General features: G+C 72.1%; 19 protein-coding genes. 10 read left to right on the plus strand and 9 right to left on the minus strand.

The window, feature by feature from the left end; all coding sequences use genetic code 11:
- Nucleotides 1–23: 23 nt before the first annotated feature.
- From AC5WRL_RS09335 to AC5WRL_RS09345, 3 genes are all read right to left on the minus strand, one after another.
- Nucleotides 24–974, minus strand: a complete 951-nt coding sequence (locus tag AC5WRL_RS09335; RefSeq protein ID WP_496087893.1) for a glycine betaine ABC transporter substrate-binding protein — start codon at nucleotides 972–974, stop codon at nucleotides 24–26.
- Nucleotides 975–1064: 90 nt separating this feature from the next.
- The gene (locus AC5WRL_RS09340; protein ID WP_496087894.1) at nucleotides 1065–2054 is read right to left on the minus strand and encodes a malate dehydrogenase; all 990 of its coding nucleotides are present in this window, start codon (nucleotides 2052–2054) and stop codon (nucleotides 1065–1067) included.
- Between the two features lie 116 nt (nucleotides 2055–2170).
- Nucleotides 2171–3394 (minus strand): NADP-dependent isocitrate dehydrogenase, encoded by a 1224-nt coding sequence (locus tag AC5WRL_RS09345; protein WP_496087895.1) that lies wholly within the window; start codon nucleotides 3392–3394, stop codon nucleotides 2171–2173.
- 324 nt (nucleotides 3395–3718) lie between these two features.
- Between AC5WRL_RS09345 and AC5WRL_RS09350 the strand changes: the two genes are divergently transcribed.
- The gene (locus tag AC5WRL_RS09350; RefSeq protein WP_496087896.1) at nucleotides 3719–5185 is read left to right on the plus strand and encodes an MFS transporter; all 1467 of its coding nucleotides are present in this window, start codon (nucleotides 3719–3721) and stop codon (nucleotides 5183–5185) included.
- Nucleotides 5182–6225, plus strand: a complete 1044-nt coding sequence (locus AC5WRL_RS09355; RefSeq protein WP_496087897.1) for a nucleoside hydrolase — start codon at nucleotides 5182–5184, stop codon at nucleotides 6223–6225. The genes AC5WRL_RS09350 and AC5WRL_RS09355 overlap by 4 nt, the downstream gene beginning before the upstream one ends.
- A 119-nt stretch (nucleotides 6226–6344) precedes the next feature.
- Here the strand turns inward: AC5WRL_RS09355 and rocD are convergent, their stop codons facing one another.
- Nucleotides 6345–7565, minus strand: a complete 1221-nt coding sequence (gene rocD / locus AC5WRL_RS09360; protein ID WP_496087898.1) for an ornithine--oxo-acid transaminase — start codon at nucleotides 7563–7565, stop codon at nucleotides 6345–6347.
- A 185-nt stretch (nucleotides 7566–7750) separates the two neighbouring features.
- Between rocD and trpS the strand changes: the two genes are divergently transcribed.
- From trpS to AC5WRL_RS09375, 3 genes are all read left to right on the plus strand, one after another.
- On the plus strand, nucleotides 7751–8764 hold the full coding sequence (gene trpS, locus AC5WRL_RS09365; protein WP_496087899.1) for a tryptophan--tRNA ligase: 1014 nt from the start codon (nucleotides 7751–7753) through the stop codon (nucleotides 8762–8764).
- A 145-nt stretch (nucleotides 8765–8909) separates the two neighbouring features.
- Complete coding sequence (locus AC5WRL_RS09370; protein WP_496087900.1) at nucleotides 8910–9464, plus strand: 2'-5' RNA ligase family protein; 555 nt, start codon at nucleotides 8910–8912, stop codon at nucleotides 9462–9464.
- Nucleotides 9465–9504: 40 nt separating this feature from the next.
- Nucleotides 9505–10560, plus strand: coding sequence for a YihY/virulence factor BrkB family protein (locus AC5WRL_RS09375; protein WP_496087901.1), 1056 nt, complete (start codon nucleotides 9505–9507; stop codon nucleotides 10558–10560).
- On the opposite strand, the gene AC5WRL_RS09380 is transcribed toward AC5WRL_RS09375, so the two are convergent.
- Nucleotides 10442–11737: a D-alanyl-D-alanine carboxypeptidase family protein gene (locus AC5WRL_RS09380; protein ID WP_496087902.1), complete on the minus strand. Its 1296-nt coding sequence runs from the start codon at nucleotides 11735–11737 to the stop codon at nucleotides 10442–10444. The two genes, AC5WRL_RS09375 and AC5WRL_RS09380, sit on opposite strands and share 119 nt — an antisense overlap.
- Nucleotides 11738–11948: 211 nt before the next feature.
- Here AC5WRL_RS09380 and AC5WRL_RS09385 point away from each other — a divergent pair, with 211 nt between their 5' ends.
- The 4 genes from AC5WRL_RS09385 (at nucleotide 11949) to AC5WRL_RS09400 (ending at nucleotide 16518) form a co-directional block, all read left to right on the plus strand.
- The gene (locus AC5WRL_RS09385) at nucleotides 11949–13319 is read left to right on the plus strand and encodes a metallophosphoesterase (RefSeq protein ID WP_496087903.1); all 1371 of its coding nucleotides are present in this window, start codon (nucleotides 11949–11951) and stop codon (nucleotides 13317–13319) included.
- Between the two features lie 158 nt (nucleotides 13320–13477).
- The gene (locus tag AC5WRL_RS09390) at nucleotides 13478–13783 is read left to right on the plus strand and encodes a carboxypeptidase-like regulatory domain-containing protein (RefSeq protein WP_496087904.1); all 306 of its coding nucleotides are present in this window, start codon (nucleotides 13478–13480) and stop codon (nucleotides 13781–13783) included.
- Between the two features lie 266 nt (nucleotides 13784–14049).
- The gene (locus AC5WRL_RS09395) at nucleotides 14050–15576 is read left to right on the plus strand and encodes an ABC transporter substrate-binding protein (RefSeq protein ID WP_496087905.1); all 1527 of its coding nucleotides are present in this window, start codon (nucleotides 14050–14052) and stop codon (nucleotides 15574–15576) included.
- Nucleotides 15577–15714: 138 nt separating this feature from the next.
- Nucleotides 15715–16518, plus strand: a complete 804-nt coding sequence (locus AC5WRL_RS09400; RefSeq protein WP_496087906.1) for a hypothetical protein — start codon at nucleotides 15715–15717, stop codon at nucleotides 16516–16518.
- A gap of 39 nt (nucleotides 16519–16557) precedes the next feature.
- Here AC5WRL_RS09400 and AC5WRL_RS09405 read toward each other — a convergent pair whose 3' ends face one another.
- The 3 genes from AC5WRL_RS09405 to AC5WRL_RS09415 form a co-directional block, all read right to left on the minus strand.
- Nucleotides 16558–18066 (minus strand): DHA2 family efflux MFS transporter permease subunit, encoded by a 1509-nt coding sequence (locus AC5WRL_RS09405; RefSeq protein WP_496087907.1) that lies wholly within the window; start codon nucleotides 18064–18066, stop codon nucleotides 16558–16560.
- Nucleotides 18066–18650: an NADPH-dependent FMN reductase gene (locus AC5WRL_RS09410; RefSeq protein WP_496087908.1), complete on the minus strand. Its 585-nt coding sequence runs from the start codon at nucleotides 18648–18650 to the stop codon at nucleotides 18066–18068. Before AC5WRL_RS09410 ends, AC5WRL_RS09405 begins: the two co-directional genes overlap by 1 nt.
- A 133-nt stretch (nucleotides 18651–18783) precedes the next feature.
- Entirely contained in the window at nucleotides 18784–20172 is a 1389-nt protein-coding gene (locus tag AC5WRL_RS09415) for an FAD-binding oxidoreductase (RefSeq protein WP_496088007.1), read from the minus strand.
- Between the two features lie 88 nt (nucleotides 20173–20260).
- On the opposite strand from AC5WRL_RS09415, the gene AC5WRL_RS09420 reads away from it, so the two are divergent.
- On the plus strand, nucleotides 20261–21016 hold the full coding sequence (locus AC5WRL_RS09420; RefSeq protein ID WP_496087909.1) for an SAM-dependent methyltransferase: 756 nt from the start codon (nucleotides 20261–20263) through the stop codon (nucleotides 21014–21016).
- Nucleotides 21017–21166: 150 nt separating this feature from the next.
- On the opposite strand, the gene AC5WRL_RS09425 is transcribed toward AC5WRL_RS09420, so the two are convergent.
- A complete protein-coding gene (locus AC5WRL_RS09425) occupies nucleotides 21167–22657 on the minus strand; it encodes a helix-turn-helix domain-containing protein (RefSeq protein WP_496087910.1) in 1491 nt (496 codons plus the stop codon).
- Nucleotides 22658–22720 lie beyond the last annotated feature (63 nt).

The raw sequence follows: 22720 nt of genomic DNA on the forward strand, positions 1-22720 counted from the left end.
GACCGCGCCGCCCTCCCGCGACGTCAGTCCTGCGGCTCCGGAAACCATTCGGCCAGCTTCTCGGGGTTCTCGGTCAGCCAGCGTTCGGCCGCCGCCATCGGGGACAGGCCGTCGGCCTCGATCAGGCGGGCGACCTCGTTCTGTTCGTCCGTCGTCCAGCGGAAGGCGCGCAGGAAGTCCGCCGCCGGGGTGTCGGACTGGGCGAAGGTGGCGTTGAGGTATTTGCGAGGGGCCAGGTCGGGGTAGGCGCAGGCGACGGTGGCCGGGTCGCTCTGGCAGCCCAGGGTGTGCCGGGGGAGGCGTATCTCCGCCATCTCCACCTCGGCGTTCAGCCAGTGCGGCTGCCACCAGTAGGTCAGCAGTGGGCTGCCGGTGGCCGATGCCTCCGTGATGGTGTTCAGCAGGGCGTTCTCGCTGCCGGCCGTGACCGGGGTGAGGTTCAGGCCCAGTTCCTCGATGATCGCCGCGTCGAAGGTGGCGTAGGCGGGGTCGGCCTGGAGGAGTTCGCCGTTGAAGGCGTCGGCGAAGTCGTTGAGGTTCTGCCAGTCGAGGACCTCGGGGTGCGCGTCGGAGAACCGTTTCGGCACGAACCACCCTATGTGGCCCGTGACCCCGAGATCGCCGGCGTCCACCACGCTGCGCTTCTGCCGGACGTACAGCTCCGTCTTCTCCGGCAGCCCGCCCCAGTCCTCAAGCACCGCCTGCACCGTGCCGTTGTTCAGGCTGTCCCAGGCCCGCGCCTGGTCCACCGGGAGCTGGTCCACGCCGACGCCCAGTTCGGTCTCCAGGACGTACGCCACCACCGCCGCGTTCGCCTGCCCGCCCGGCCAGTCGGGGACGGCTATCGCGATCCGGGTCTCGGGCCCCTCGCCGGCGCCGGCCACCCCTTCGTCCAGCAGAGCGCAGCCGCCGCCGCTCAGGGTGAGGCCCAGCACCGCGACTCCCGTGATCAGGACGCGCCGGCTCTTCCGCATGGTGTCCGTTCCTTCGGCCTTCTCAGCTGGGCGGCGGTGCGGCCCGGCGCCATCGGGCCGGGCCGCATTCCGCAGGATATGCCCAACCGGTCAGATCAGGCCCAGTGCGCGCACGGCCTCTCGCTCGTCCGCGAGCTCCTGGACGGAGGCGTCGATCCGGGTACGGGAGAACTCGTTGATCTCCAGCCCCTGGACAATCTCGTACGTACCACCCGAAGTGGTCACCGGGAACGAGGAGATCAGGCCCTCGGGAACGCCGTACGAGCCGTCCGAGGGGATCGCCATCGAGGTCCAGTCACCGGCGGCGGTGCCGTTCACCCAGGTGTGGACGTGGTCGATGGCGGCGTTGGCGGCCGACGCGGCCGACGAGGCGCCGCGCGCCTCGATGATGGCGGCGCCGCGCTTGGCGACGGTGGGAATGAATTCATCCGCCAGCCATGCCTCGTCGTTGACGGTTTCGGCGGCGTTCTTCCCGGCCAGCTCCGCGTGGAAGATGTCGGGGTACTGGGTCGCCGAGTGGTTGCCCCAGATCGTCAGCCGGCGGATCTCGGAGACCGGCGTGCCGGTCTTCTTGGCCAGCTGGGTCAGCGCCCGGTTGTGGTCGAGCCGGGTCATCGCGGTGAAGCGCTCGGCGGGGACGTCCGGGGCCGCCGCCTGGGCGATCAGCGCGTTGGTGTTGGCCGGGTTGCCGACCACCAGCACCTTGATGTCGTCCGCCGCGTGGTCGTTGATGGCCTTGCCCTGCGGCTTGAAGATCCCGCCGTTGGCCTCCAGCAGATCACCGCGCTCCATGCCCTTGGTACGGGGGCGGGCGCCGACCAGCAGCGCGACGTTGGTGCCGGCGAAGGCGACGTTCGGGTCATCGGTGATGTCGATGCCGGACAGCAGCGGGAAGGCCGAGTCGTCCAGCTCCATGGCGGTGCCCTCGGCGGCCTTGAGCGCCGGGGTGATCTCCAGCAGCCGCAGCCGGACCGGGACATCGGGGCCCAGCAGCTGGCCGGAGGCGATCCGGAAGAGCAGCGCGTAGCCGATCTGGCCGGCCGCGCCGGTGACGGTGACGTTGACGGGGGTCTGGGACATCTCTGGCCTTCTCCGCTTCCTGCCGTGTGGTGGTGGAATCCCGCGTGCGGGCCCCGGTGCCGTTCCGGGGCCCGCACGGTACTGCCGTACTGCCGTGCTGCCGTGCCGCTATCGCGTCACGCGGTCGCCGCGATCTTCTTCTTCAGGTTCTCGTCGAGGGCGGCGAGGAACTCCTCGGTGGTCAGCCACGGCTGGTCCTTGCCGATGAGCAGCGCCAGGTCCTTGGTCATCTGACCGGCCTCGACGGTCTCGATGCAGACCTGCTCCAGCTTGTGCGCGAACTCGGTCACCTCGGGGGTGTTGTCGAGCTTGCCACGGTGGGCCAGGCCCCGGGTCCACGCGAAGATCGAGGCGATCGGGTTGGTGGAGGTCGCCTTGCCCTGCTGGTGCTGCCGGTAGTGGCGGGTGACCGTACCGTGCGCGGCCTCGGCCTCGACGGTCTTGCCGTCGGGGGTCATCAGCACGGAGGTCATCAGGCCCAGCGAGCCGAAGCCCTGGGCGACGATGTCGGACTGCACGTCACCGTCGTAGTTCTTGCAGGCCCACACGTAGCCGCCCTCCCACTTCAGGGCGGCGGCGACCATGTCGTCGATCAGCCGGTGCTCGTAGGTGAGCCCGCGCGCGTCGAACTCGGCCTTGAACTCGGCGTCGAAGACCTCCTGGAACAGGTCCTTGAAGCGGCCGTCGTAGGCCTTGAGGATCGTGTTCTTGGTGGACATGTAGACCGGGAAGTTGCGCTCCAGGCCGTACCGGAAGGAGGACCGGGCGAAGTCGCGGATGGAGTCGTCCAGGTTGTACATGGCCAGCGCGACGCCGGAGCTGGGGAAGTCGTAGACCTCCAGCTCGATCGGCTCGGAGCCGTCCTTCGGGGTGAAGGACAGGGTGAGGGTGCCCTCGCCGGGGATCTTCACGTCGGTGGCGCGGTACTGGTCGCCGAACGCGTGACGGCCGACGACGATCGGCTTGGTCCAGCCGGGGACGAGCCGCGGCACGTTCTCCATGATGATCGGCTCGCGGAAGATGACACCGCCCAGGATGTTGCGGATGGTGCCGTTGGGCGAGCGGTACATCTTCTTGAGGCCGAACTCCTCGACCCGCGCCTCGTCCGGGGTGATGGTGGCGCACTTCACGCCGACCCCGTACTGCTTGATCGCCTCGGCCGCGTCGATCGTCACCTGGTCGTTGGTGGCGTCGCGGTGCTCGATGCCGAGGTCGTAGTACTTCAGCTCGACGTCGAGGTACGGAAGGATCAGCTTGTCCTTGATGAACTGCCAGATGATGCGGGTCATCTCGTCGCCGTCGAGTTCGACGACGGGGTTGGCTACCTTGATCTTTGCCATGGGTACGGTCTGTCCCTCCGGGCCGGCTGGGTCGTTCTGGGATCTCAATATCTCGTCATCAAGATACCCAGGCCCACCCTAGCCCCCGCCCGGGCCCCCGCCCAAGGGACGGTGGCCCGCTGCGCCCCGCCGCCGCTCTACGGGCCGGCCGATCTCTTCGCCGGCGCTTTGCCCGGAATTTACTGTCCGGTTTCTGTCGCCGCCGAGGCTCGTGCCGAGCACCAGGGCTTACCCGGCACTGGTGGCTCTCTGCCCCACCTTGGGCGTCCCCGAGGGGCCACTGTCGTCCCCGCTCCCCCCTTGCGACAGATCTGAGCCATCCCCGTGGACACCACCACCCTCAACCACCCCGGCACCACGGCGGCGCCCCCGCCCCAGGCCGCCGCCGACCTCCAGCTCGACACCCCCGAAGGCCGCTCCCGCTTCCGCCGCGCCGTCCTGTCGATCTGGCTCGGCACCACCATGGAGTACGTCGACTTCGCCCTGTACGGCCTGGCCGCCGGACTGGTGTTCGGCGAGGTCTTCTTCCCCGGCGACTCCGCCGCGGTCGGCCTGCTGCTCGGCTTCGCCACGTACGCCGTCGGATTCCTCGCCCGGCCGGTCGGCGCCGTCTTCTTCGGCCGGCTCGGCGACCGGCGCGGCCGGAAGATCGTGCTCGTCACCACGGTCGCCCTGATGGGCGTCTCCACCACCCTCATCGGGCTGATCCCGACCTATGAGCAGATCGGCGTCCTCGCCCCGGCCCTGCTCGTCCTCATGCGGCTCGCCCAGGGCTTCGGCGCCGGCGCCGAACTGTCCGGGGGTGCCGTCATGCTCGCCGAGTACGCGCCCACCAGGCGCCGCGGCCTGGTCGCCTCCGTCATCGGCCTGGGCTCCAACAGCGGCACCCTGCTGGCCTCCGGCGTCTGGCTGCTCGTGCTCACCCTCCCCGAGGAGGACCTGATGTCCTGGGGCTGGCGGCTGCCGTTCCTCGGCTCCTTCCTCATCACCGTCGTCGCCCTCGTCATCCGCCGCAACCTCCAGGAGAGCCCGGTCTTCCAGGCCCACCAGGACGCGCTCGCCGAGGCGTCCCAGACCACCCGGGCCGCCCGCGCGGAACAAGCCGAACGGGCCGAACAGGCCGAACAGGCCGAACGGGCTCAGCAGGCCGAGCAGGCCGACCAGGGCCGGGCGCACGCGTCGTTCCTCGCCCGCAACAAGGCGTTCTTCATCATGCTCGGGCTGCGCATCGGAGAGAACGGCCCCTCCTACCTCGCCCAGGGCTTCCTCATCGGCTACGTGGCCAAGGCCCTCGGCGTCGACAAGTCGGTGCCCACCACCGCCGTCCTGGTCGCCTCCTTCGTCGGCTTCGCCGTCATCCCGCTGGCCGGCCTGGCCTCCGACCGCTTCGGCCGGCGCGTCACCTACCGCGCCTTCTGCCTCGCCCTGATGATCTACGCCATCCCCGCCTTCGCCCTCCTGGAGAGCCGCGAACCGTGGATCGTGCTCACCGTCATCGTCGTCGGCATGGCCCTGGCCTCCCTCGGCATCTTCGGCGTGCAGGCCGCCTACGGCGTCGAACTGTTCGGCGCCCGCAACCGCTACACCAAGATGGCCCTCGCCAAGGAACTCGGCGCCATCCTCTCCGGCGGCACCGCCCCGATGATCGCCGCCGCCCTGCTCGCCTGGAGTGGCCACTGGTGGCCCATCGCCGCATACTTCCTGCTGATGGCATCGATCGGCTTCGGCACCACGTTCCTCGCCCCCGAGACCCGGGGCCGCGACCTCAACGCCCTGGCGGACGCCCGGTGACCGCCCTCCCGAACGCCCTCCCGAGCGCCCCCGGTGCCCGGCAGCGGCTCGTCATCGACTGCGACCCGGGCAACGGCGTCCCCGGCGCCAACGTCGACGACGCCCTCGCCCTGACCCTCGCCGTCGCCGCCCGCGACCGCCTGGACCTGGCCGCCGTCACCGTCGTCTCCGGCAACACCCACCGCGACGTCGGCTACGCCGCCGCTCGTACCCTGCTCGCCGACCTCGGCGCGGACATCCCCGTCCACGGCGGCGCCGAGCGGGCCCTCACCGAGTCAGGACCCGACTGGCGGGCCCACCTCGACCGGCCGGTCACCGACCCCGAGCTGGCCCGGCTCTACGAGGATGTGCCCCCGCCCCGCGCGTACCTCCGCCCGGACACCGCGCCGTCGGCGGCGCAGGCGCTGGTGGACCTGGTACGGGCCGAGCCCGGCCGGATCACGCTGATCGCGATCGCCCCGCTGACCAACGTGGCACTCGCCATGCGGCTCCACCCGGGCTTCGCCGCCGAGGTGGGCCGGATCGTCATCATGGGCGGCGCCTTCGACGTCGACGGGCAGCCCGTGGACACCAACTTCGCGGTCGATCCGGAGGCCGCCCACGCGGTGCTCACCAGCGGCGCGAACATCACCCTCGTCCCGCTGGACGTCACCACCCGCACCCAGCTCACCCTCGACGACTGGGCGGCGGTCGACGCCGCCACCGACCCCCGGGTACGGGCGGCGGTCAGCCCCTGGGCGCGGGCCTGGATCGGCTACTCGGCCGCCACCCGCGGCCTGCCGGGCTGCTATCTGCACGACCCGCTGACGGTGGCGCTGCTCCTGGAGCCGTCGCTGGTACGGACCCGGCGCTACGCGGTGGGCATCGAGCTGCACGGCTCGCTCACCCGTGGCAAGTCCATCCGCTGGACCCCCGGCCGGCTGCGGCACCGGCCCGGCCAGTCGGCGGCCGAGCCGCCGCCGGTCGAGGTCGTGACGGACGTGGACAACGCGGCCCTGGTACGGCTGCTCACCGGGTCCATCGCCCGGATCGGCGACTGACCCGGTAGCCGGGCCGGGCCGGGCCGGGCCCCCGGCCGCCCCGGCCCCCGGCCGCCCCGGCCCCCGGCCGCCCCGGCCCCCGGTCGGCCCGCCCCGCCCCGGGCCGCGGGCAGCCCGGGTCAGCCCATCAGCTCCGCCCGCAACTGCTCCAGCGCCCACCCCAGATCCCGCTCCGAGATGACCAGCGGAGGCGCAATCCGGATCGTCGAGCCATGGGTGTCCTTCACCAGCACCCCCCGCCGCATCAGCCGCTCCGCGATCTCCCGCCCCGTACCGAGCGCCGGATCGACATCCACCCCGGCCCACAGGCCGCGCCCGCGCACCGCGGTCACCGCCCCGGCACCCACCCACCCGGCCAGCTCGTGGTGCAACTGCTCGCCCAGATCCCGCGCCCGGCGCTGCGGCTCGCCCTCCCGCAGCATCGCCATCACCTCCAGCGCCACCGCGCACGCCAGCGGATTGCCGCCGAACGTCGACCCGTGTTCGCCCGGCCGCAGCACCCCGAGCACCGCCGCCGAGGACACCACCGCCGACACCGGCAGCACCCCGCCGCCCAGCGCCTTGCCCAGGATGTACATGTCCGGCACCACATGCTCGTGCTCGCACGCGAACGTCGCCCCGGTACGGCCCAGGCCGGACTGGATCTCGTCCGCCAGGAAGAGCACGTTCCTGGCCCGGGTCAGCTCCCGCACCCCCGCCAGATAGCCGGGCGGCGGCACCCGTACCCCCGCCTCGCCCTGGATCGGCTCCAGCAGCACCGCCACCACGTCCTCGTCGATGACGGCTTCGAGCGCCGCCAGGTCCCCGTACGGGACGATCTCGAACCCCGGGGTGTACGGGCCGAAGTCCGCCCGCGCCTCCTCGTCCGTCGAGAAACTGACGATCGTCGTCGTCCGGCCGTGGAAGTTCTGCTCGGCGACCACGATCTTCGCCCGCCCCGGACGCACCCCCTTCACCCGGTAGCCCCACGCCCGCGCCGTCTTGACCGCCGTCTCCACCGCCTCCGCCCCGGTGTTCATCGGCAGCACCAGCTCCATCCCGCACAGCTGGGCCAGCCCCGCACAGAACGCCGCGAAGTGCTCGTGGTGGAACGCCCGCGAGGTGAGGGTCAGCCGGCTCAGCTGCGCCCTGGCCTCGGCGATCAGCCGCGGGTGCCCGTGCCCGAAGTTGAGCGCCGAGTAGCCGGCCAGCAGATCCAGATAGCGGCGGCCCTCCACATCCGTCATCCAGGCGCCGCGCGCCGAGGCGATCACCACCGGCAGCGGGGCGTAGTTGTGGGCGCTGTGGGCCTCGGCGGCGCTGATCAGTCCGGCTGACGACCTGGACGGCTTCACGATCATGGGCAGCTCTCCTGTGATCTTCCGGCGGCTGTGACGGGGATCATCCGCCGCCGATTGTGGCGCCGGTGGCCGGGACGCGGAAGAAAGCGCGGGCGAACGTCCGGTCAGCGGACAGCCGCGGTACACCGTGCACCGCCTGGTACACCCGGGACAGGAAGCGGCGAACGCCTGAGACAATGGGCGGCATGGCAACCGATCGTCCCCGCGTGCTCTCCGGAATCCAGCCGACCTCGGGCTCGTTCCACCTCGGCAACTACCTCGGCGCCGTCCGCCAGTGGGTAGCGCTCCAGGACACGCACGACGCCTTCTACATGGTGGTCGATCTGCACGCCATCACCATCCCGCAGGATCCGGCCGAGCTGCGCGCCGCGACCCGGCTGGCCGCCGCCCAGCTGCTGGCCGCCGGGCTCGACCCGGAGCGCTGCACCCTGTTCGTGCAGAGCCATGTGCCCGAGCACACCCAGCTGGCCTGGGTGATGAACTGCCTCACCGGCTTCGGCGAGGCGTCGCGGATGACGCAGTTCAAGGACAAGTCCGCCAAGCAGGGCGCCGAGGCCACCACGGTGGGGCTGTTCACCTACCCGGTGCTCCAGACCGCCGACATCCTCCTCTACCAGGCCGACCAGGTGCCGGTCGGTGAGGACCAGCGGCAGCACATCGAGCTGACCCGCGATGTCGGCGAGCGCTTCAACGGGCGGTTCGGCCAGACCTTCACCATCCCGGCGGCCTACATCCTCAAGGACGCGGCGAAGATCTACGACCTCCAGCACCCGACCGCCAAGATGAGCAAGTCGGCGTCCTCGCCCAAGGGCATCATCAACCTCCTCGACGAGCCGAAGGCGTCCGCGAAGAAGGTCAGGTCGGCGGTCACCGACACCGGCACCGAGATCCGCTACGACCCGGCCGGGAAGCCCGGCATCAGCAATCTGCTGGTCATCCACTCGGCGCTGACCGGCACCACCGTGCCCGAGCTGGAGGAGAAGTTCGCCGGACAGCTGTACGGTGCGCTCAAGACGGAGCTCGCCGGGATCGTCGCCGACTGGGTGACGCCGTTCCGGGAGCGCACCCAGGAATACCTCGCCGATCCGGCCGAGCTGGACGCGGTGCTCGCCAAGGGCGCCGCCAAGGCCCGCGCGGTGGCGGCCGACACGCTGGCCACCGCGTACGACCGGGTCGGGTTCCTGCCGCTGCGGTCCTGAGCCGTCGCACGCGCGCTCGCGCGCACGCGCGCACCTCGGGAGCGCGCACCTTGGGAAGATGACGGAAAAGGGACGGCGGGCCGCCGCGTACGGACCCCGCCCCCCGGCACACTGGCGGCCGGGCACCGCAGGAAGGGAGCAGGTTGTGGGGACCGTCACGCTGGGCGTGTCGATCGCGGTACCGGAGCCGTACGGCAGTCGGTTGCAGCGCTGCCGCCTGGACTTCGGTGACGCCGCCGCCGCCAAGATCCCCACCCATGTCACCCTGCTGCCGCCGACCGCGGTCGCGCCGGCGGCCCGCCCGGAGATCGAGGAGCATCTGGCGGCCATCGCGGCCGGCGGGCGCGCCTTCCCGATGCGGCTGTACGGCACCGGTACGTTCCGCCCGCTGTCGCCGGTGGTGTTCGTCCAGGTGGTGGAGGGCGGCTCGGCGTGCGGCTGGCTCCAGGAGCGGGTCCGCGACCCGCAGGGTCCCCTGGCCCGCCAGCTCCAGTTCCCGTACCACCCGCATGTGACCATCGCGCACGGCATCGCCGAGGAGCGGATGGACGCCGCCGAGAGTGAGCTGGCGGAGTACGAGGCGGCCTGGACGGCCTCCGGGTTCGCGCTGTACGAGCAGGGCCGGGACGGCGCCTGGCGGTTGCAGCGGGAGTTCCACTTCGCCGGCTCCCGGGAACGCGCCCCCGAGACCGCCGTGTAACCGCCCGACCCACCGCCCCGCCGCCCTACAGTTCTCAACCATGGGCAAAGGGCCGAAAACCCCCAGGGCGGCGACGGGCGCCACCGGCATCGGCGGCGCGCACCCCGGCACCGTACGGGAGCGGGACATCACCATCGAGCAGCGGCTGTCCCGGCTGCCCTGGGCAGGACCGGTCTTCGCCGCGCTGTTCGCCTCCCGCGCCTACCGGGTGTGGGAACACCTGGAGGAACGCACCTGGACCCGGCTCGCCGCCGCCATCACCTTCACCAGCTTCCTCACCCTCTTCCCGGTGATCGCGCTGGCCGCCGCCATCGCCGCCACCGTCCTGAACGACTCCCAGGTCAGCAGCGTCGAACACTGGTTCACCGACCAGGTGCCCGGCATCTCCCAGCAACTGGACCTCCAGTCGTTCTTCACCAGCGCCCGCGCCGTGGGCCTCGCCGCGCTGCTTCTGCTGCTGCCCGCCGGCGCCTCCTGGATCGACTCGCTGCGCGGCAGCCTGCGCACCGTGTGGCACCTCCCGGACCCGGCCGGCAACCCGATCCTGCGCAAGGTCAAGGACATCGGCGTACTGGCCGGCCTGGGCGCCGTCGTCATCGTCTCGCTGACCGCCTCCGCGCTCGCCATGAACGCCGTGCACTGGGCCACCGGCTGGCTCGGCGTCACCGAGGGCGGCCTCGCCCAGGCGCTGCTCCAGGCCGCCGCGTACGCCTTCGCCATCGCCTCGACGTTCGCCCTGCTGCTGTACGTCCTGGTGTGGCTGCCCGGGGTACGGCCGCCGCGCCGCGCCCTGCTGGACGCCTGCCTGGTCGGCGCGGTCGGCATCGAACTGCTGAAGCTGCTGCTCGGCGGCTATCTGCTGCACATCGCCGGCCGCACCGTCTACGGCGCGTTCGGGGCGCCGGTCGCGCTGCTGGTGTGGATCAACCTGATCGCCCGGCTGGTGCTGGCCTGCTGCGCCTGGACGGCGACGGCGGTCAGCGAGGAGGAGCGGAGCGGCGCAGACGTGCTGGCAGGCCCGCGATGGTGGGCAGGGGGTGGCGCCGGTGAAAGACGTAGGCGGCGACGGCCATCAGCACCAGCGCCGCGCCCGTGATGCCCAGTACGGTGCCGATGCTCGCCGGGCGGGCGCCGCTGTGGGCGGCGGTGTCGCCGTCCAGGGGGGTGCCGCTGCCGGCGTTCTTGCCGTCGTCGGCGAGCTGCGCCTCGCGGGCGGCGGCCTCGATCTCGCTGAGCGGCGGCACCAGCTCGCCGACCGGCTCGACGGAGCCGGCCGCCTCGAAGCCCCAGTCGAACAGGGCGGCGGTCTCCCGGTACACCTGGAGGCCGTCGCCCTGGGACGGGTTCATGCAGGTGACCAGCAGCACCCGGTCGCCGCGCTCGGCGACGCCGGTGAAGGTGTGCCCGGCGTTGGTGGTGTAGCCGTTCTTGACCCCGGCGATCCCGTCGTACGGCTCCAGACCGCGGTCGCCGACCAGCAGCCGGTTGGTCGACTGGATGGCGTACGACTGGCGCTTGCCCGGCTTGCCGTCCTCGTCCTCCTCCGGGGCGCCGCCGGGGAAGTCGGTGCGGGCGGTGGCGGCGTAGCGGCGGAAGTCGTCGTTCTTGAGGCCGTCGCGGGCGATGAGGGTGAGGTCGTACGCGGAGGAGGTCTGGCCCTCGGCGTCGTAGCCGTCGGGGGAGACCACGTGGGTGTCCAGGGCCTGGAGGTCGGCGGCGCGCTCGTTCAGTTCGGCGACGGTGGTGTCCATGCCGCCGTTCATGGCGGTGAGGGCGTGCACGGCGTCATTGCCGGAGGCGAGGAAGACCCCGTGCCACAGGTCCTCCACGGTGTATGTCTGGTGGTCGGCGATGCCCACCGCGCTGCTGCCCTCGCCCATGCCCGTGAAGTGCTCGGGTTCGGCGGTGTAGATCTCGCCCGCGTCGAACTTGGGGATGAGGGTGTCCGCGAACAGCATTTTGAGGGTGGAGGCCGGGGCGAGCCGGTGGTGCGCGTTCTTGGCGGCCAGCACCTCGCCGGTCTCCGCGTCGGCCACGATCCAGGCCCGGGAGGAGATGTCGTCGGGCAGCTTGGGGGCGCCGGGCCCGAGGGACACCTGGGGGCCGTTCGCGCCGAGCCGTTCGCCGCCGATGACGATGCTGTCGTCGGTTGTGGCGGGGGCGGCAGGGGCGGCGGCGGTGGCGGTGGCGGCGGGCAGCAGGGCGGCTGCCGGGAGCAGCGCGGCCGTCAGCGGCAGCGCCAGCGCCCGGCGCACGCGGCCACGGCGGACCATGATCGGAAAAGAGGGCGATCGCAGAATCGGCACACCGTGAACTTACCCATAGTGAGTGCGGGGCCTGCGAGTGCAGGGGGCCCGATCCGGTGAGGCGGCACGTTCATCCGGGCGAAGATCGTTCTGATCGTGGGTCGGGGCTGTCATCGCTCCGGGCGGTTTCTGCGTCCTGACTCATGAACCTGTGTCAGTGAGAGGATCTGGATTCTTCATGGCCATCGTCGCGGCCCTTGTCGGACTGCTGCTGCTGAGCGCTGTCCACTGGTATCTGTGGAAACGGCTCGTCGCCGATGTGTCGGCCCCGGGCGGGGTGTACCGGCGGGTGGGCACCGCAGCGCTCGTGCTGCTGCCGGTGACCACGGTGCTGTTCCAGTGGGGCGGTGCGGCGGGGGTGCCGTTCTCCGTCAAGCGGCTGGTGGCCTGGCCGGGCAGCTACTGGATCGCGATGCTGCTGTACCTGCTGCTGGCGCTGGCGGTGGGTGAGGTGCTGCGTCCGCTGTTGCTGCGGGTGCTGCGGCGGCGCGACGCGCGGCGGGCGGGTGCCGGGGCCGGGGCCGGCGCCGGGACCGGGACCGGGGCGGAGACCGAGGCCGAGCCGGTGAGCGAGCCGGTCGCGGCGGGCGCGGGTACGGGCGCGGGCGCGGGGTCCGGTGGGCTCCCCGACGCGCCCCGGGAGCGGGCGGACACCTCCGGCACCCCGGACGCCTCTGATGCCTCTGATGCCTCTGACGCGCCGACCACCCCGGACCGGGCGGAGACGGACCGCAGGCAGTTCGTGGCCCGTACGGTGGCGGTCGGCGCCGGCCTGGTGGCGGCCGGCACGGTCGGCTACGGCAGCTACCGCTTCCGGCAGCTGACCACCAAGCATGTCCGGGTCCCGCTGGCGAAGCTGCCGCGCGCCGCGCACGGCTACCGGATCGCGGTGGTCAGTGACATTCATCTCAGCGCGATACTCGGCAGCTCGCACAGCCGCCGGATCGTGGACGCCATCAACCGCACCCAGCCCGATCTGATCACGGTGGTCGGCGACATGGTGGACGCCGAGGTGTCCGATCTGCGCTCGGCGGCGGCCCCGCTCGCGGAGCTTGAGGCGACGGACGGCGCGTACTTCGTCACGGGGAACCACGAGTACTACGTGGACACCCTTCAGTGGGTGGAGCATGTCCGGGAGCTGGGCATGACCCCGCTGGAGAACGCCCGGGTGGAGCTGCCGTTCTTCGACCTCGCCGGGGTGAACGACGTCCAGGGCGAGGGTACGGCGCACGGCGGCCCGGACTTCGCGGCGGCGCTGGGCGACCGGGATCAGCGGCGGGCGAGCGTGCTGATGGCGCACCAGCCGGTGCTCATCCATGACGCGGTGGACGCGGGCGTCGATCTCCAGTTGTCGGGGCACACCCACGGCGGGCAGATGTGGCCGGTGACCTACCTCGCGGATCTGGCCAACCCGACGCTGGCGGGTCTGGAGCGGTACGGCGACACCCAGCTGTATGTGTCGCGCGGCGCGGGGGCGTGGGGCCCGCCGGTACGGGTCGGGGCGGATCCGGACATCACGGTCATCGAGCTGGCCGCGACCGGCGCGTAGCGGCTCGCGGGGCGGCGCCCGGACCGGACATCCGTCCGAATTTCGTCTCATCCTCTTCTGTCGGTCAACTATTCGGCCCACTCTGATGTCTTGGATAACGACATGGGAACAGATGGAGTGCGCAACAGCTACGATGCGCATCGACATAGGAGGGCAAAGTGAGCAAATCGGAGTCCGGGGCCGCCATGGGGGACGCTCTGGTCATCCGGGGCACGGTCCGCGACTCGCTCGGGGTGGCGCTGCCGCGGGCCGTGGTCACGCTGGCCGTGGTCGGGGGCAGACAGCTGGAGAAGACCCGCAGCGCGGCGGACGGCGGCTTCCGGGTGACCGCCCCCGCCGAGGGGGACTATCTGCTGGCGGCGTTCTCGCCCCAACTGGGCCAGCAGAGCGTTACGGTGAGCCTCGACGGCCGGGCGGTCGAGGTGGAGTTCCGGATCGATGTGCCGGGCACCGCGGCGCCGTAGCGGGGGCGGTGGATGTGAAGATGTGGTGGCCGTAGCCGCTTGATCACGGGGCGAGTTGTGGCCGGTCCGTTGTCTCCCGCGTGGTGCAAGGGATATGCCCCTGTGATTGGCTTGGCCGGCGACATGTCTTCCGATGAAGGGCGCGGCGGGTGCGAGGGATCAGAGCCAAAGGGGCCATAGGCATTGGGCTGGCAGCTGTGCTGGTCATGGGCGCCTTTGGCGGTTGGTTGCTGTTCGGGCCGAGCGGGAGCAACAAGGACCCGATCGTGGTGGGCAGCACATCCCCGCCCACCAGTGTGGATCCGGGAGCGGCCACCGACGCCGCCGCCTGGTATCTGATGAGCAATGTGTACCAGTCGCTGCTGACCTTCGTGCCGGGGAAGGAGGAGCCGGAGCCGGACGCGGCCGAGAGCTGCGGGTTCACCGACACCGAACTGACCGTCTACCGCTGCACCCTGCGCGAGGGCCTGACCTTCAGCAACGGGCGGACGATCACCCCGGACGATGTGAAGTTCTCCTACGACCGGATCCTGGCCATGGGCGCCCGGGCCGCGCGCGAGGAGAACGACGACAACATCGCCGAGGACGACAAGTTCAACTACTCCGGGCCGATCACCCTGCTCAGCAGCCTGGAAGCGGTCCGGGTCGACGGCCAGGACATCATCTTCGAGCTGAGCCACACCGACGCCACCTTCCCGTTCATCGTGGCCGGTACGACCGGCGCCATCGTGGACCGGGAGAAGTACGAGGAACTGGACGTCCGCACGGACGGCAAGGTGGACGGCTCCGGGCCGTACCTGCTGAAGTCCTTCACCCCCGATGTGAGCGCCGAACTGGTGCCCAACCCGGACTACAAGGGCCCGTACCAGGTCTCCGACTTCCCCATCCACATCCGGTACTTCGTGCAGGACGAGGACGGCACCTCGGCCGAGGACCTGCTGGCGGAGGCGTGGGACAAGGGCGAGATCGACGTCGCGGACGGCAAGCTGCCGCCCAACGTCGTCGCCGAGATCAACTCGGCCTCGCCCGACTACCGGGTGTACGAGTCCACCGGTGGTTCGATCCGCGTGATGACGCTCAGCACCCACATCGCGGACTCGCCGATGGCGGACGAGACGGTGCGGCAGGTGGCGGCGGCCACCCTGGACCGGCAGGCGATCGCCCGGCAGGTGCAGCGCAACACGGTGGAGCCGCTGTACTCCCTGATACCCGTGGGCTTCACCGGGCACGGCACCCCGTACCACGACCTGTACGGCGACGACCCGGACCCGCAGGACCTGACGGACCGGCTGGAGTCGGCCGGCTACGAGCTGCCGATCCCCGTCACCCTCGCCTACTCGCGTGGTGCGGCCAACCACGAGGAGGCCGAGCTGATCGAGCAGCAGCTGGAGGCCGACGGGCTGTTCGATGTGGAGCTCCAGTACTTCGAATGGCAGGAGTTCATCAAGAAGAAGAACGCCGGGGAGTTCGAGGCGTATCTGATCGGCTGGCGCCCCGACTACCCGGACCCGGCGACGTTCACCGACTCACTGCTGGGCCCCGGTGACAGCATGCGGACCGGGTACGTCAACGACGAGATCTACGGGCTGATCGAGGAGACCCAGGCCGAGTCCGACCGGGGCCGTACCGATGAGAACTTCCGCGCGATCCACCAACTGGCGGCGGACGCCGCGACGATCGTGCCGATCTGGCAGGAGAAGCGGCTGGTCGTGGCCGCCCCGGACATCACCGGGCTCCAGCACCTCCAGGGCAGCTCGGGCGTCTGGCGGCTGTGGGAACTGAGCCGCCTGTAGCGGCTGCCGCCCGCCCCCGTACGTCACGCCGCCGCCGCCCGCCCGGATCCCTCCCCAAGCTCTTCGAGCAGGGGATACCCCATTCGGGCGGGCGGCGGCGTGTTCGGTTGCGGTTGCGGCTGCGGGAGGATGGCGTACATGACACGTCTGCGCCATACGATCACCCTGCCGGCCATGGACCGGAGGCAGTGGGAAGGACTGCTGCCGACCGTGCACGAGATCGCCGAGAGCCAACTGGTGTGCCAGGCCGACGAGGTGCCCGACGAGGAGATCCGCCGGTACGCCGAACGCGGCGAACTGGCGCTGCCCCGGCGGCTGCGGCAGGGCGAGCGGTTCACGGCGCTGCTGGACGGGGTGGCCCCGCTGACCACCACCGTCCTGGCGTGGGACCGCCGGGCGGAGAGCGCGCTGCGGCTGGAACTGGCACCCGCCCGCCCCGACATGGCCGGGCCCGAGGGCACGGCGGAAGTGAGGTTCCGCAGCGCGGAGCACCCGGGCCGCCTTGAGGTGTCGGGACGAGGGGTGGTGAACCGCTGGATACGGCGGGTGGCGGGCCAGGGGCACCTGGACTGGCCCCGCTGGTGGCAGGCGGCGACCACCGGGGCGGACGGCCCGCCGCCGCTGACGGCGCAGGCCGCCGGCGGCCCGGCCCGCGCCACCGCGACGGTCACCCCACGCCCGGGCGCGGACGGCGACTTGCTGCTGGACATCACCGTACGGCTGCGGGGCCGGGGCATCTGGCGCCCGCTGGTGGGAGTGGGCCTGTTGCTGGCCCGGAAGAGAATCCGCCGGAGCTTCCGGGAAGCGCTCGACCAGGTGGCGGCCATCCTGCGGGACGAGGGCTTCAGCCGGTTCCCCCGCACTCCGCAGGAACTCCTGAGCGCCTATCTGTCGGGCATCCTCCATGGGCCCGATACGGAGAAGCAGAACAGCGCCGGGTGAAGCCTCCGGGTGAAGCCGTCGGCGGTCGGCGGTCGGCCGTCAGCCGGTCCGTTCGGGCCGCCGGCGCGAGGCCAGCAGTGCCGGAACCAGGGCCAGCAGGACCACCGACACCGGCCACAGGTAGGCGTGCCGCAGGGCCTCGGTCATCGTCGCGGGGTCCGCTGTCGTGAAGGACTCCGTCAGCCGTTGCGACATCAGCAGGGACACCGCCGCCGCGCCCAGCGAGGCGGCGATCTGGGAGCAGATCGCGATCAGGGTGGACGCCGCCGGGGCCTGGTCCGGGGGGAGCCCCCGGGTGGCGGCGGCGATGCTGGGCATCAGGGTCATGCCGCCGCCCGCGCCGATGAGGATCATCGAGATCGCCAGCCGCCAGTACGGGGTGCCGGGCCCGGCCTGGAGCGCGAAGCTCGCGAACCCGGCGCCGCCCAGCAGCACTCCGGGCGCCACGATGTAACGCGGGGCGACCGTGTCGGTCAGCCGGGTCGCGAACTGCATCACCGTGCCCGAGGTCAGCGCCAGCGGCGCGGCCATCAGCCCGGCGGCCAGCACGGACGCCTCGCGCACCTGCTGGAAGTAGATCGGCGCCAGCATCATCGAGCCGAAGTAACCCGTCGCGAACAGGAATACCGTCGCCACCCCGACGGCGAGTCGCCGCTGCCCCAGCAGGCGCAAGTGCACCAGCGGTGTGGTCGTACGGAGGGCGCGTACCGCGAAGGAGACGGTCAGCACCAGACCGGCCGCGGCCGGGACGACGGCCTCCGCCGAGGTCGGTCCTGCCCCGCCCTCGGCGGCCCGGGTGAGCCCGTAGATGAGCGCGGCCAGGCCGGGGGAGAGCATCAGCAGCCCGGGCAGGTCGAGGCGGCGCCCGGGCTGGGGCGCGGTGTGCGGCAGCAGCCGGAGCGCCAGCAGCACGGCGAGCGTGCCGACCGGCACATTCATGAGGAACATCCAGCGCCAGGAGAAGCTGTCGATGAGCAGCCCGCCCAGCACCGGGCCGGTGAGCGGGGCGATCAGGATGGGGATGCCGAGCAGGCTCATCACCTTGCCGTTGTTGTCGCCGCTGCGGGCCGCGGCCTGGAGCATTACGGCCATGCCCACCGGCGACACCAGCCCGCCGGCCAGCCCCTGGAGCACCCGGAAGGCGATGAGCGACTCCATGTTCCAGGCCAGCCCGGCCAGCGTGGAGCCGAGGGTGAAGGCGGCGATGGCGGTGAGGTAGACGCGGCGGGCGCCGAACCGGGCCATCGCCCAGCCGGCGGTGGGGATGACGGCGGCCAGCGCCAGCGTGTAGCCGGAGGAGATCCACTGCACGGTGGTGATGGCGGCCCCGAACTCCTCGGCGAGGGTGGGGTACGCGATGGCGATGATGGTGGTGTCGAGGACGATCATCACCGAGCCGAGGATGATGACGGTGGCGAGCGCGCCGAGCCGTGGTGGCGGCGCGGCCGGGGGAGTGGCCGGCCCGGCGGCGGCGGCGGTGGTGGTGGCCCCGCCCCCGGCTCCGGCTCCGGCCCCGCCCCCGGCCGCGGCTATCGGTCCGCTGCTCATCAGCGGGCCCCGTACGGCGCCACGCGGCGGGCCTCGCGCAACGCGCATCCCCACCAGGCGAGTTGGTCGAGCATCGTCTTCGCCGCCCCGCCGCAGCCCTCCGGGTCCACCGGGCGCCCGGTGTCGTCGAAGCTGCCCCACACCCCGTGGAAGCTGACGGTGTCGCGGACGGAGACGGCGTGCAGTTCGGCGAAGACCTGCCGCAACTGTTCGACGGCGCGCAGGCCGCCCGAGATGCCGCCGTAGGAGACGAAGCCGACCGGCTTGGCGTGCCATTCCTTGTGGTGCAGGTCGATGGCGTGCTTGAGCCCGGCGGGGAAGCTGTGGTTGTACTCGGGGGTGACGACGGTGAACGCGTCGGCCGCCGCCAGCCGTTCGGCGAGCCGCTCGGCGCCGGGGGTCCGGTCGCCCGCCATGTCGAACGGCAGCGGGTACTCGGCGAGGTCGATGACATCGACGGTCATGTCGGTACGGGCGGCGGCGTGTTCGGCGAACCAGCGGGCGATGGTGGGTCCGGTGCGGCCGGCCCGGACGCTGCCGACGATGATGGCGAGCTGGAGCGGATCGTGGGGGCTGCTGAACATGGCGATGTCGTGTCCTGTCCTGTTCTGGGGACGCGGTCCGGAGTCCGGCCCGGCCGGGTTCGGCCGGGCATCGCCATGCTGATACTTCAAGGAAGCTTGAAGTCAACTCCTGTCCGCCGGGCCGGCCGGCGGATCAGAACACCTTCCCCGGATTGAGAATCCCCAGCGGGTCGAAGACCGCCTTGATCCCGCGCTGCAACTCCAGTGAATCCGGCCCCAGTTCACGGGCCAGCCAGTCCCGCTTCAGCACCCCCACCCCGTGCTCGCCGGTGATCGTGCCGCCCAGATCGAGCCCCAGCGCCATGATCGCGTCGAACGACTCCCGCGCCCGCCGCGCCTCGTCCTCGTCCGCCGCGTCGAAACACACCGTGGGATGGGTATTGCCGTCCCCCGCGTGCGCGATCACCCCGATGGTCAGCCGGTAGCGGTCGGCGATCTCCGCCACCCCTTCCAGCATGTCCGCCAGCCGGGCGCGCGGCACGCACACATCGTCGATCATCGTGGTGCCCTTGACCGCCTCCAGCGCCGAAAGACCGGCCCGCCGCGCCGCCATGAGCATGTCGGACTCGGCGGCGTCCTCCGCCGGTACGACCTCGGTGGCCCCGGCCGCCCGGCACAGCTCGCCGACCGCCGCCAGCTCCGGGCCCGGCTCCGGAGTGTCGAAACCGGCCAGCAGCAGCGCCTCGGTGGACTCCGGCAGCCCCATCCGCATCAGCCGGTTGACGGCCTGTACGGAGGTGCGGTCCATGAGTTCCAGCAGCGACGGGGTGTGGCCGGCCGCCATGATCCGGCACACCGCGTCCCCGGCGGCGGCCGTCGAACCGAACTCGGCGGCCAGCACCAGCCGGGGCGGCGGCGCGGGCCGCAGCCCCAGCACCGCACGTACCACCACCCCCAGCGTGCCCTCCGAGCCGACGAACAGCCGGGTCAGGTCGTAGCCGGCCACCCCCTTGGCGGTGGCCCGCCCGGTGGAGAGCAGCCGGCCGTCGGCCAGCACCACATCGAGCCCGAGGACGTACTCGGCGGTCACCCCGTACTTCACACAGCACAGGCCGCCGGCCCCGGTACCGATGTTCCCGCCGATCGTGCACTGCTCCCAGCTGGACGGATCCGGTGGGTACGTCAGCCCGTGCCCGGCCGCCGCCTTGGACAGCTCGGCGTTGATCACCCCGGGCTCCACCACCGCGACCCGGTTGACCGGGTCGATGTCGAGGATGCGGTTCATCCGTACCAGTGACAGCAGGACGCACCCGTCCACGGCGTTGGCCGCCCCCGACAGCCCGGAGCGGGCGCCCTGCGGCACCACGGGCACCCGCAGTTCGCTCGCGACCCGCAGGACATGCCGTACCTGCTCCGTCTCGCGCGGCAGCACCACCACCGCCGGGGCGCCGGCCGGGCAGAAGCTCGCCATGTCGTGGGCGTAGGAGGCGATGACATCGGCGTCGGTCAACACGGCCTCCGCCGGCAGACCCGCCCGCAGCCGGGACACAAGCCGGGACACAAGATCGCTCATGTCCCGCATCCTGGCACCGGCCCCGGAAGCTGGGAAGGCCACGCGCGCAACCGGAAATTCGCTGGCCGGGGCAGGGGGGCGGTGAGATCTTGGCCGGATGCAGCCATACGACAGACACGCGATCACCCATGCCCGCCACCCGATCGCGGCCCCGCTCCACCCGCACTCGGTCCTGGAACTGCTGGAACGGGCCCTGGGCGACGACGACACCGCCGACCTGCGCGTCCTCGACCTCGGCTGCGGCGAGGGCGGCTGGCTGCTGGAGGCGCTGGCGCACTTCCCCGGGCTGCGGGCGGTCGGCGTCGACATAAGTGGCCCTGGCCTCGCCCGCGCCGCCGAGCAGGCGCGGGCGCTGGGCGTCGCCGACCGGCTGGAACTGCACGAGATGAGCGCGGCCGACTATACGAGCGCCGAGCCGTTCGACGTGGTGCTGTGCGTGGGCTCCACCCACGCCCTCGGCGGCCTGCCGGCCACCCTGGAGGCGGCCCGCACCCACCTCGCCCCGGGCGGCCGGGCGCTGATCGGCGACGGCTTCTGGGAGTACGAGCCGTCCCCCACCGTCCTGGCGGAGCTCGGCGTGGCAGCGGAGGACTACGCCGATCTGCCGGACACCGTGGACAGCGTCATCGCCGCCGGCTGGGCCCCGGTCTACGGGCACACCAGCACGCTGGACGAGTGGGACGACTACGAGTGGTCCTGGACCGGCTCGCTCACCGAGTGGGCGCTGGACCACCCCGGCCACCCGCGGGCGAAGGAGGCCGCCGCGGCGGCCGCCGCGCACCGTACCGCCTGGCTGCACGGCTACCGGCGGACCCTGGGCTTTGTGACGCTGGTGCTGCGCCGGGCGTCCTGAGGGACACCCTGAGCGGGCGGCCGCAGTGCCGTCCGCAGTGTCGGCCGAGGGGTCCGCGACCGCGCTGAACGACGCGTGGCCGCGGACCCCTCGCCCCCCGTTGTACCTATGCGAGTAGACCGCCCGGGCCGTACCGGACACAAGGGCCGCTCATCGCGCACGGTGTCCAGAATCGGCCGCCCGCCCTGGCACGGTGATCAGCAGCGCCAGCACCGGATCGTGCACCCCGGCGCCCTGCGCACTCAGATCGCGGTGCAGCAGCCGTTCCACGATCCGCAGATGGGCGGTGACCGTGGCGCGGCTGATCCCCAGGGCCGCGGCCGCCCGGCGGGCGTCGGCGTTGGCGTCGATCCAGGCGCGCAAAGTGGTACGGAGCCGCTGGTGTCCGTCGGCGGCCAGCGGGCTGAGGAAGGTGTGCGCCCAGCGCCGCGCCTCGTCGGAGCCGAGCAACTCGTCGAGGCCGGGCGCGGCACCGGGTCCGGGGTCGGGTCCGGGGTCGGGTCCGGCACCGGGTCCGGGGTCGCTGTCCCCGGGGCGGCGGACCGCGAGTGCCAGATTCAGGACGGCCCGGTCCCGTACATCGCGCAGATCCAGCCCCAGCGCCGACTCCACCTGCCGCAGATGGGCGGTGACGGTGGTCCTGCTGAGGTTCAGAAACCGGGCCACCCCCGCCCGGGGCAGCCCCAGCGCGAGCCCGGTGATGTCCACGGCCAGCCGTGGCACGCCGTCCAGGGGCCGCAGCAGCCCGGCGGCCCAGCGGCCCGCCGGGCCGGGTGGCAGCAGCCGGGCCAGCGGTTCGCGCCCCTCGTAGCCGGCGATCCGGTCCGGGCTGTTGCGGGCCACGGCCAGCGCGTGCCGGGCCTGCTCGTACGCCTCGGCGGTCGCGGCCAGCGGCTGGGCGCCGCTGATGCCCAGGGTGTACGTACGGTTCTCGCCGACCAGGTCGCGCAGTTCGCCGGCCAGCGGCTCGCCCTCCGGTATCAGACAGATCAGATGTTCGTCGTACACCGGGCAGCGCACCATCAGCGCGCGGCCGTGAAAGCCGGACGGATCCTGGTACGAGCGCGCCAGCCGGTCCCGGTCCGCCGGCGCGCAGCGCAGCAGATGGATCCGCGCCCGGTCGCTGTCCAGCACCGCCGCCGGGTCGCCCGCCGACATCCGCCGGGCCAGTACGGTGTTCCCCGCCATCAGCGCCTGGAACAGCGCCAGCCGCAGCTGCCCGGCCTTGCGCTGATAGCCCGCCCGCACCGCGTCCGTCTCCCCGGCCCGGAACAGCAGATCCAGCACCCCGCACACCTGCGAGGCGAGCGCCGAATCCGGGCGGCTCAGGGGCTGGGGCGGCAGGGCGCGGGCCACCACCAGCACCCGGTGCGGCGGCCGGTCCCCGATCCGCTCCAGCCGCAGCCACCAGCCGCCGCTCCCGGTGGCGGCGGAGGCCAGCCGCCCGGTGGCCAACTGCCCGATGAGCGGCGCCAGCCCGGCTGTCGCGGCACCGGGAAAACCGTCCGTGGCCCGTTCGACCGCACCGTCCCCGCCCACCACGGCCACCTGCCCGCCGAGCCGCGCCCCCAGCCACTCCAGCACGCCGCCCACCCCGGCCGCCGGCCCCGCGATGACCCCGAGCAACTCGTCCACGGACACCACCCTCTCCTCTTCCCTGCCCAGAAGTTTTCCCCGGCCGGAAAGCGCGGGCGCGTTGTCGAT

Source organism: Streptomyces sp. NTD107 (assembly GCF_059510435.1).

Excerpts from the sequence above, each read along its gene's own strand:
- AC5WRL_RS09335 (WP_496087893.1), bottom strand. The coding sequence starts at position 974 with ATGCGGAAGAGCCGGCGCGTCCTGATCACGGGAGTCGCGGTGCTGGGC.
- AC5WRL_RS09340 (WP_496087894.1), bottom strand. The coding sequence starts at position 2,054 with ATGTCCCAGACCCCCGTCAACGTCACCGTCACCGGCGCGGCCGGCCAG.
- AC5WRL_RS09345 (WP_496087895.1), bottom strand. The coding sequence starts at position 3,394 with ATGGCAAAGATCAAGGTAGCCAACCCCGTCGTCGAACTCGACGGCGAC.
- rocD (WP_496087898.1), bottom strand. The coding sequence starts at position 7,565 with ATGATCGTGAAGCCGTCCAGGTCGTCAGCCGGACTGATCAGCGCCGCC.
- trpS (WP_496087899.1), top strand. The coding sequence starts at position 7,751 with ATGGCAACCGATCGTCCCCGCGTGCTCTCCGGAATCCAGCCGACCTCG.
- AC5WRL_RS09375 (WP_496087901.1), top strand. The coding sequence starts at position 9,505 with ATGGGCAAAGGGCCGAAAACCCCCAGGGCGGCGACGGGCGCCACCGGC.
- AC5WRL_RS09380 (WP_496087902.1), bottom strand. The coding sequence starts at position 11,737 with ATGGTCCGCCGTGGCCGCGTGCGCCGGGCGCTGGCGCTGCCGCTGACG.
- AC5WRL_RS09385 (WP_496087903.1), top strand. The coding sequence starts at position 11,949 with ATGGCCATCGTCGCGGCCCTTGTCGGACTGCTGCTGCTGAGCGCTGTC.
- AC5WRL_RS09400 (WP_496087906.1), top strand. The coding sequence starts at position 15,715 with ATGACACGTCTGCGCCATACGATCACCCTGCCGGCCATGGACCGGAGG.
- AC5WRL_RS09405 (WP_496087907.1), bottom strand. The coding sequence starts at position 18,066 with ATGAGCAGCGGACCGATAGCCGCGGCCGGGGGCGGGGCCGGAGCCGGA.
- AC5WRL_RS09410 (WP_496087908.1), bottom strand. The coding sequence starts at position 18,650 with ATGTTCAGCAGCCCCCACGATCCGCTCCAGCTCGCCATCATCGTCGGC.
- AC5WRL_RS09415 (WP_496088007.1), bottom strand. The coding sequence starts at position 20,172 with ATGCGGGACATGAGCGATCTTGTGTCCCGGCTTGTGTCCCGGCTGCGG.
- AC5WRL_RS09420 (WP_496087909.1), top strand. The coding sequence starts at position 20,261 with ATGCAGCCATACGACAGACACGCGATCACCCATGCCCGCCACCCGATC.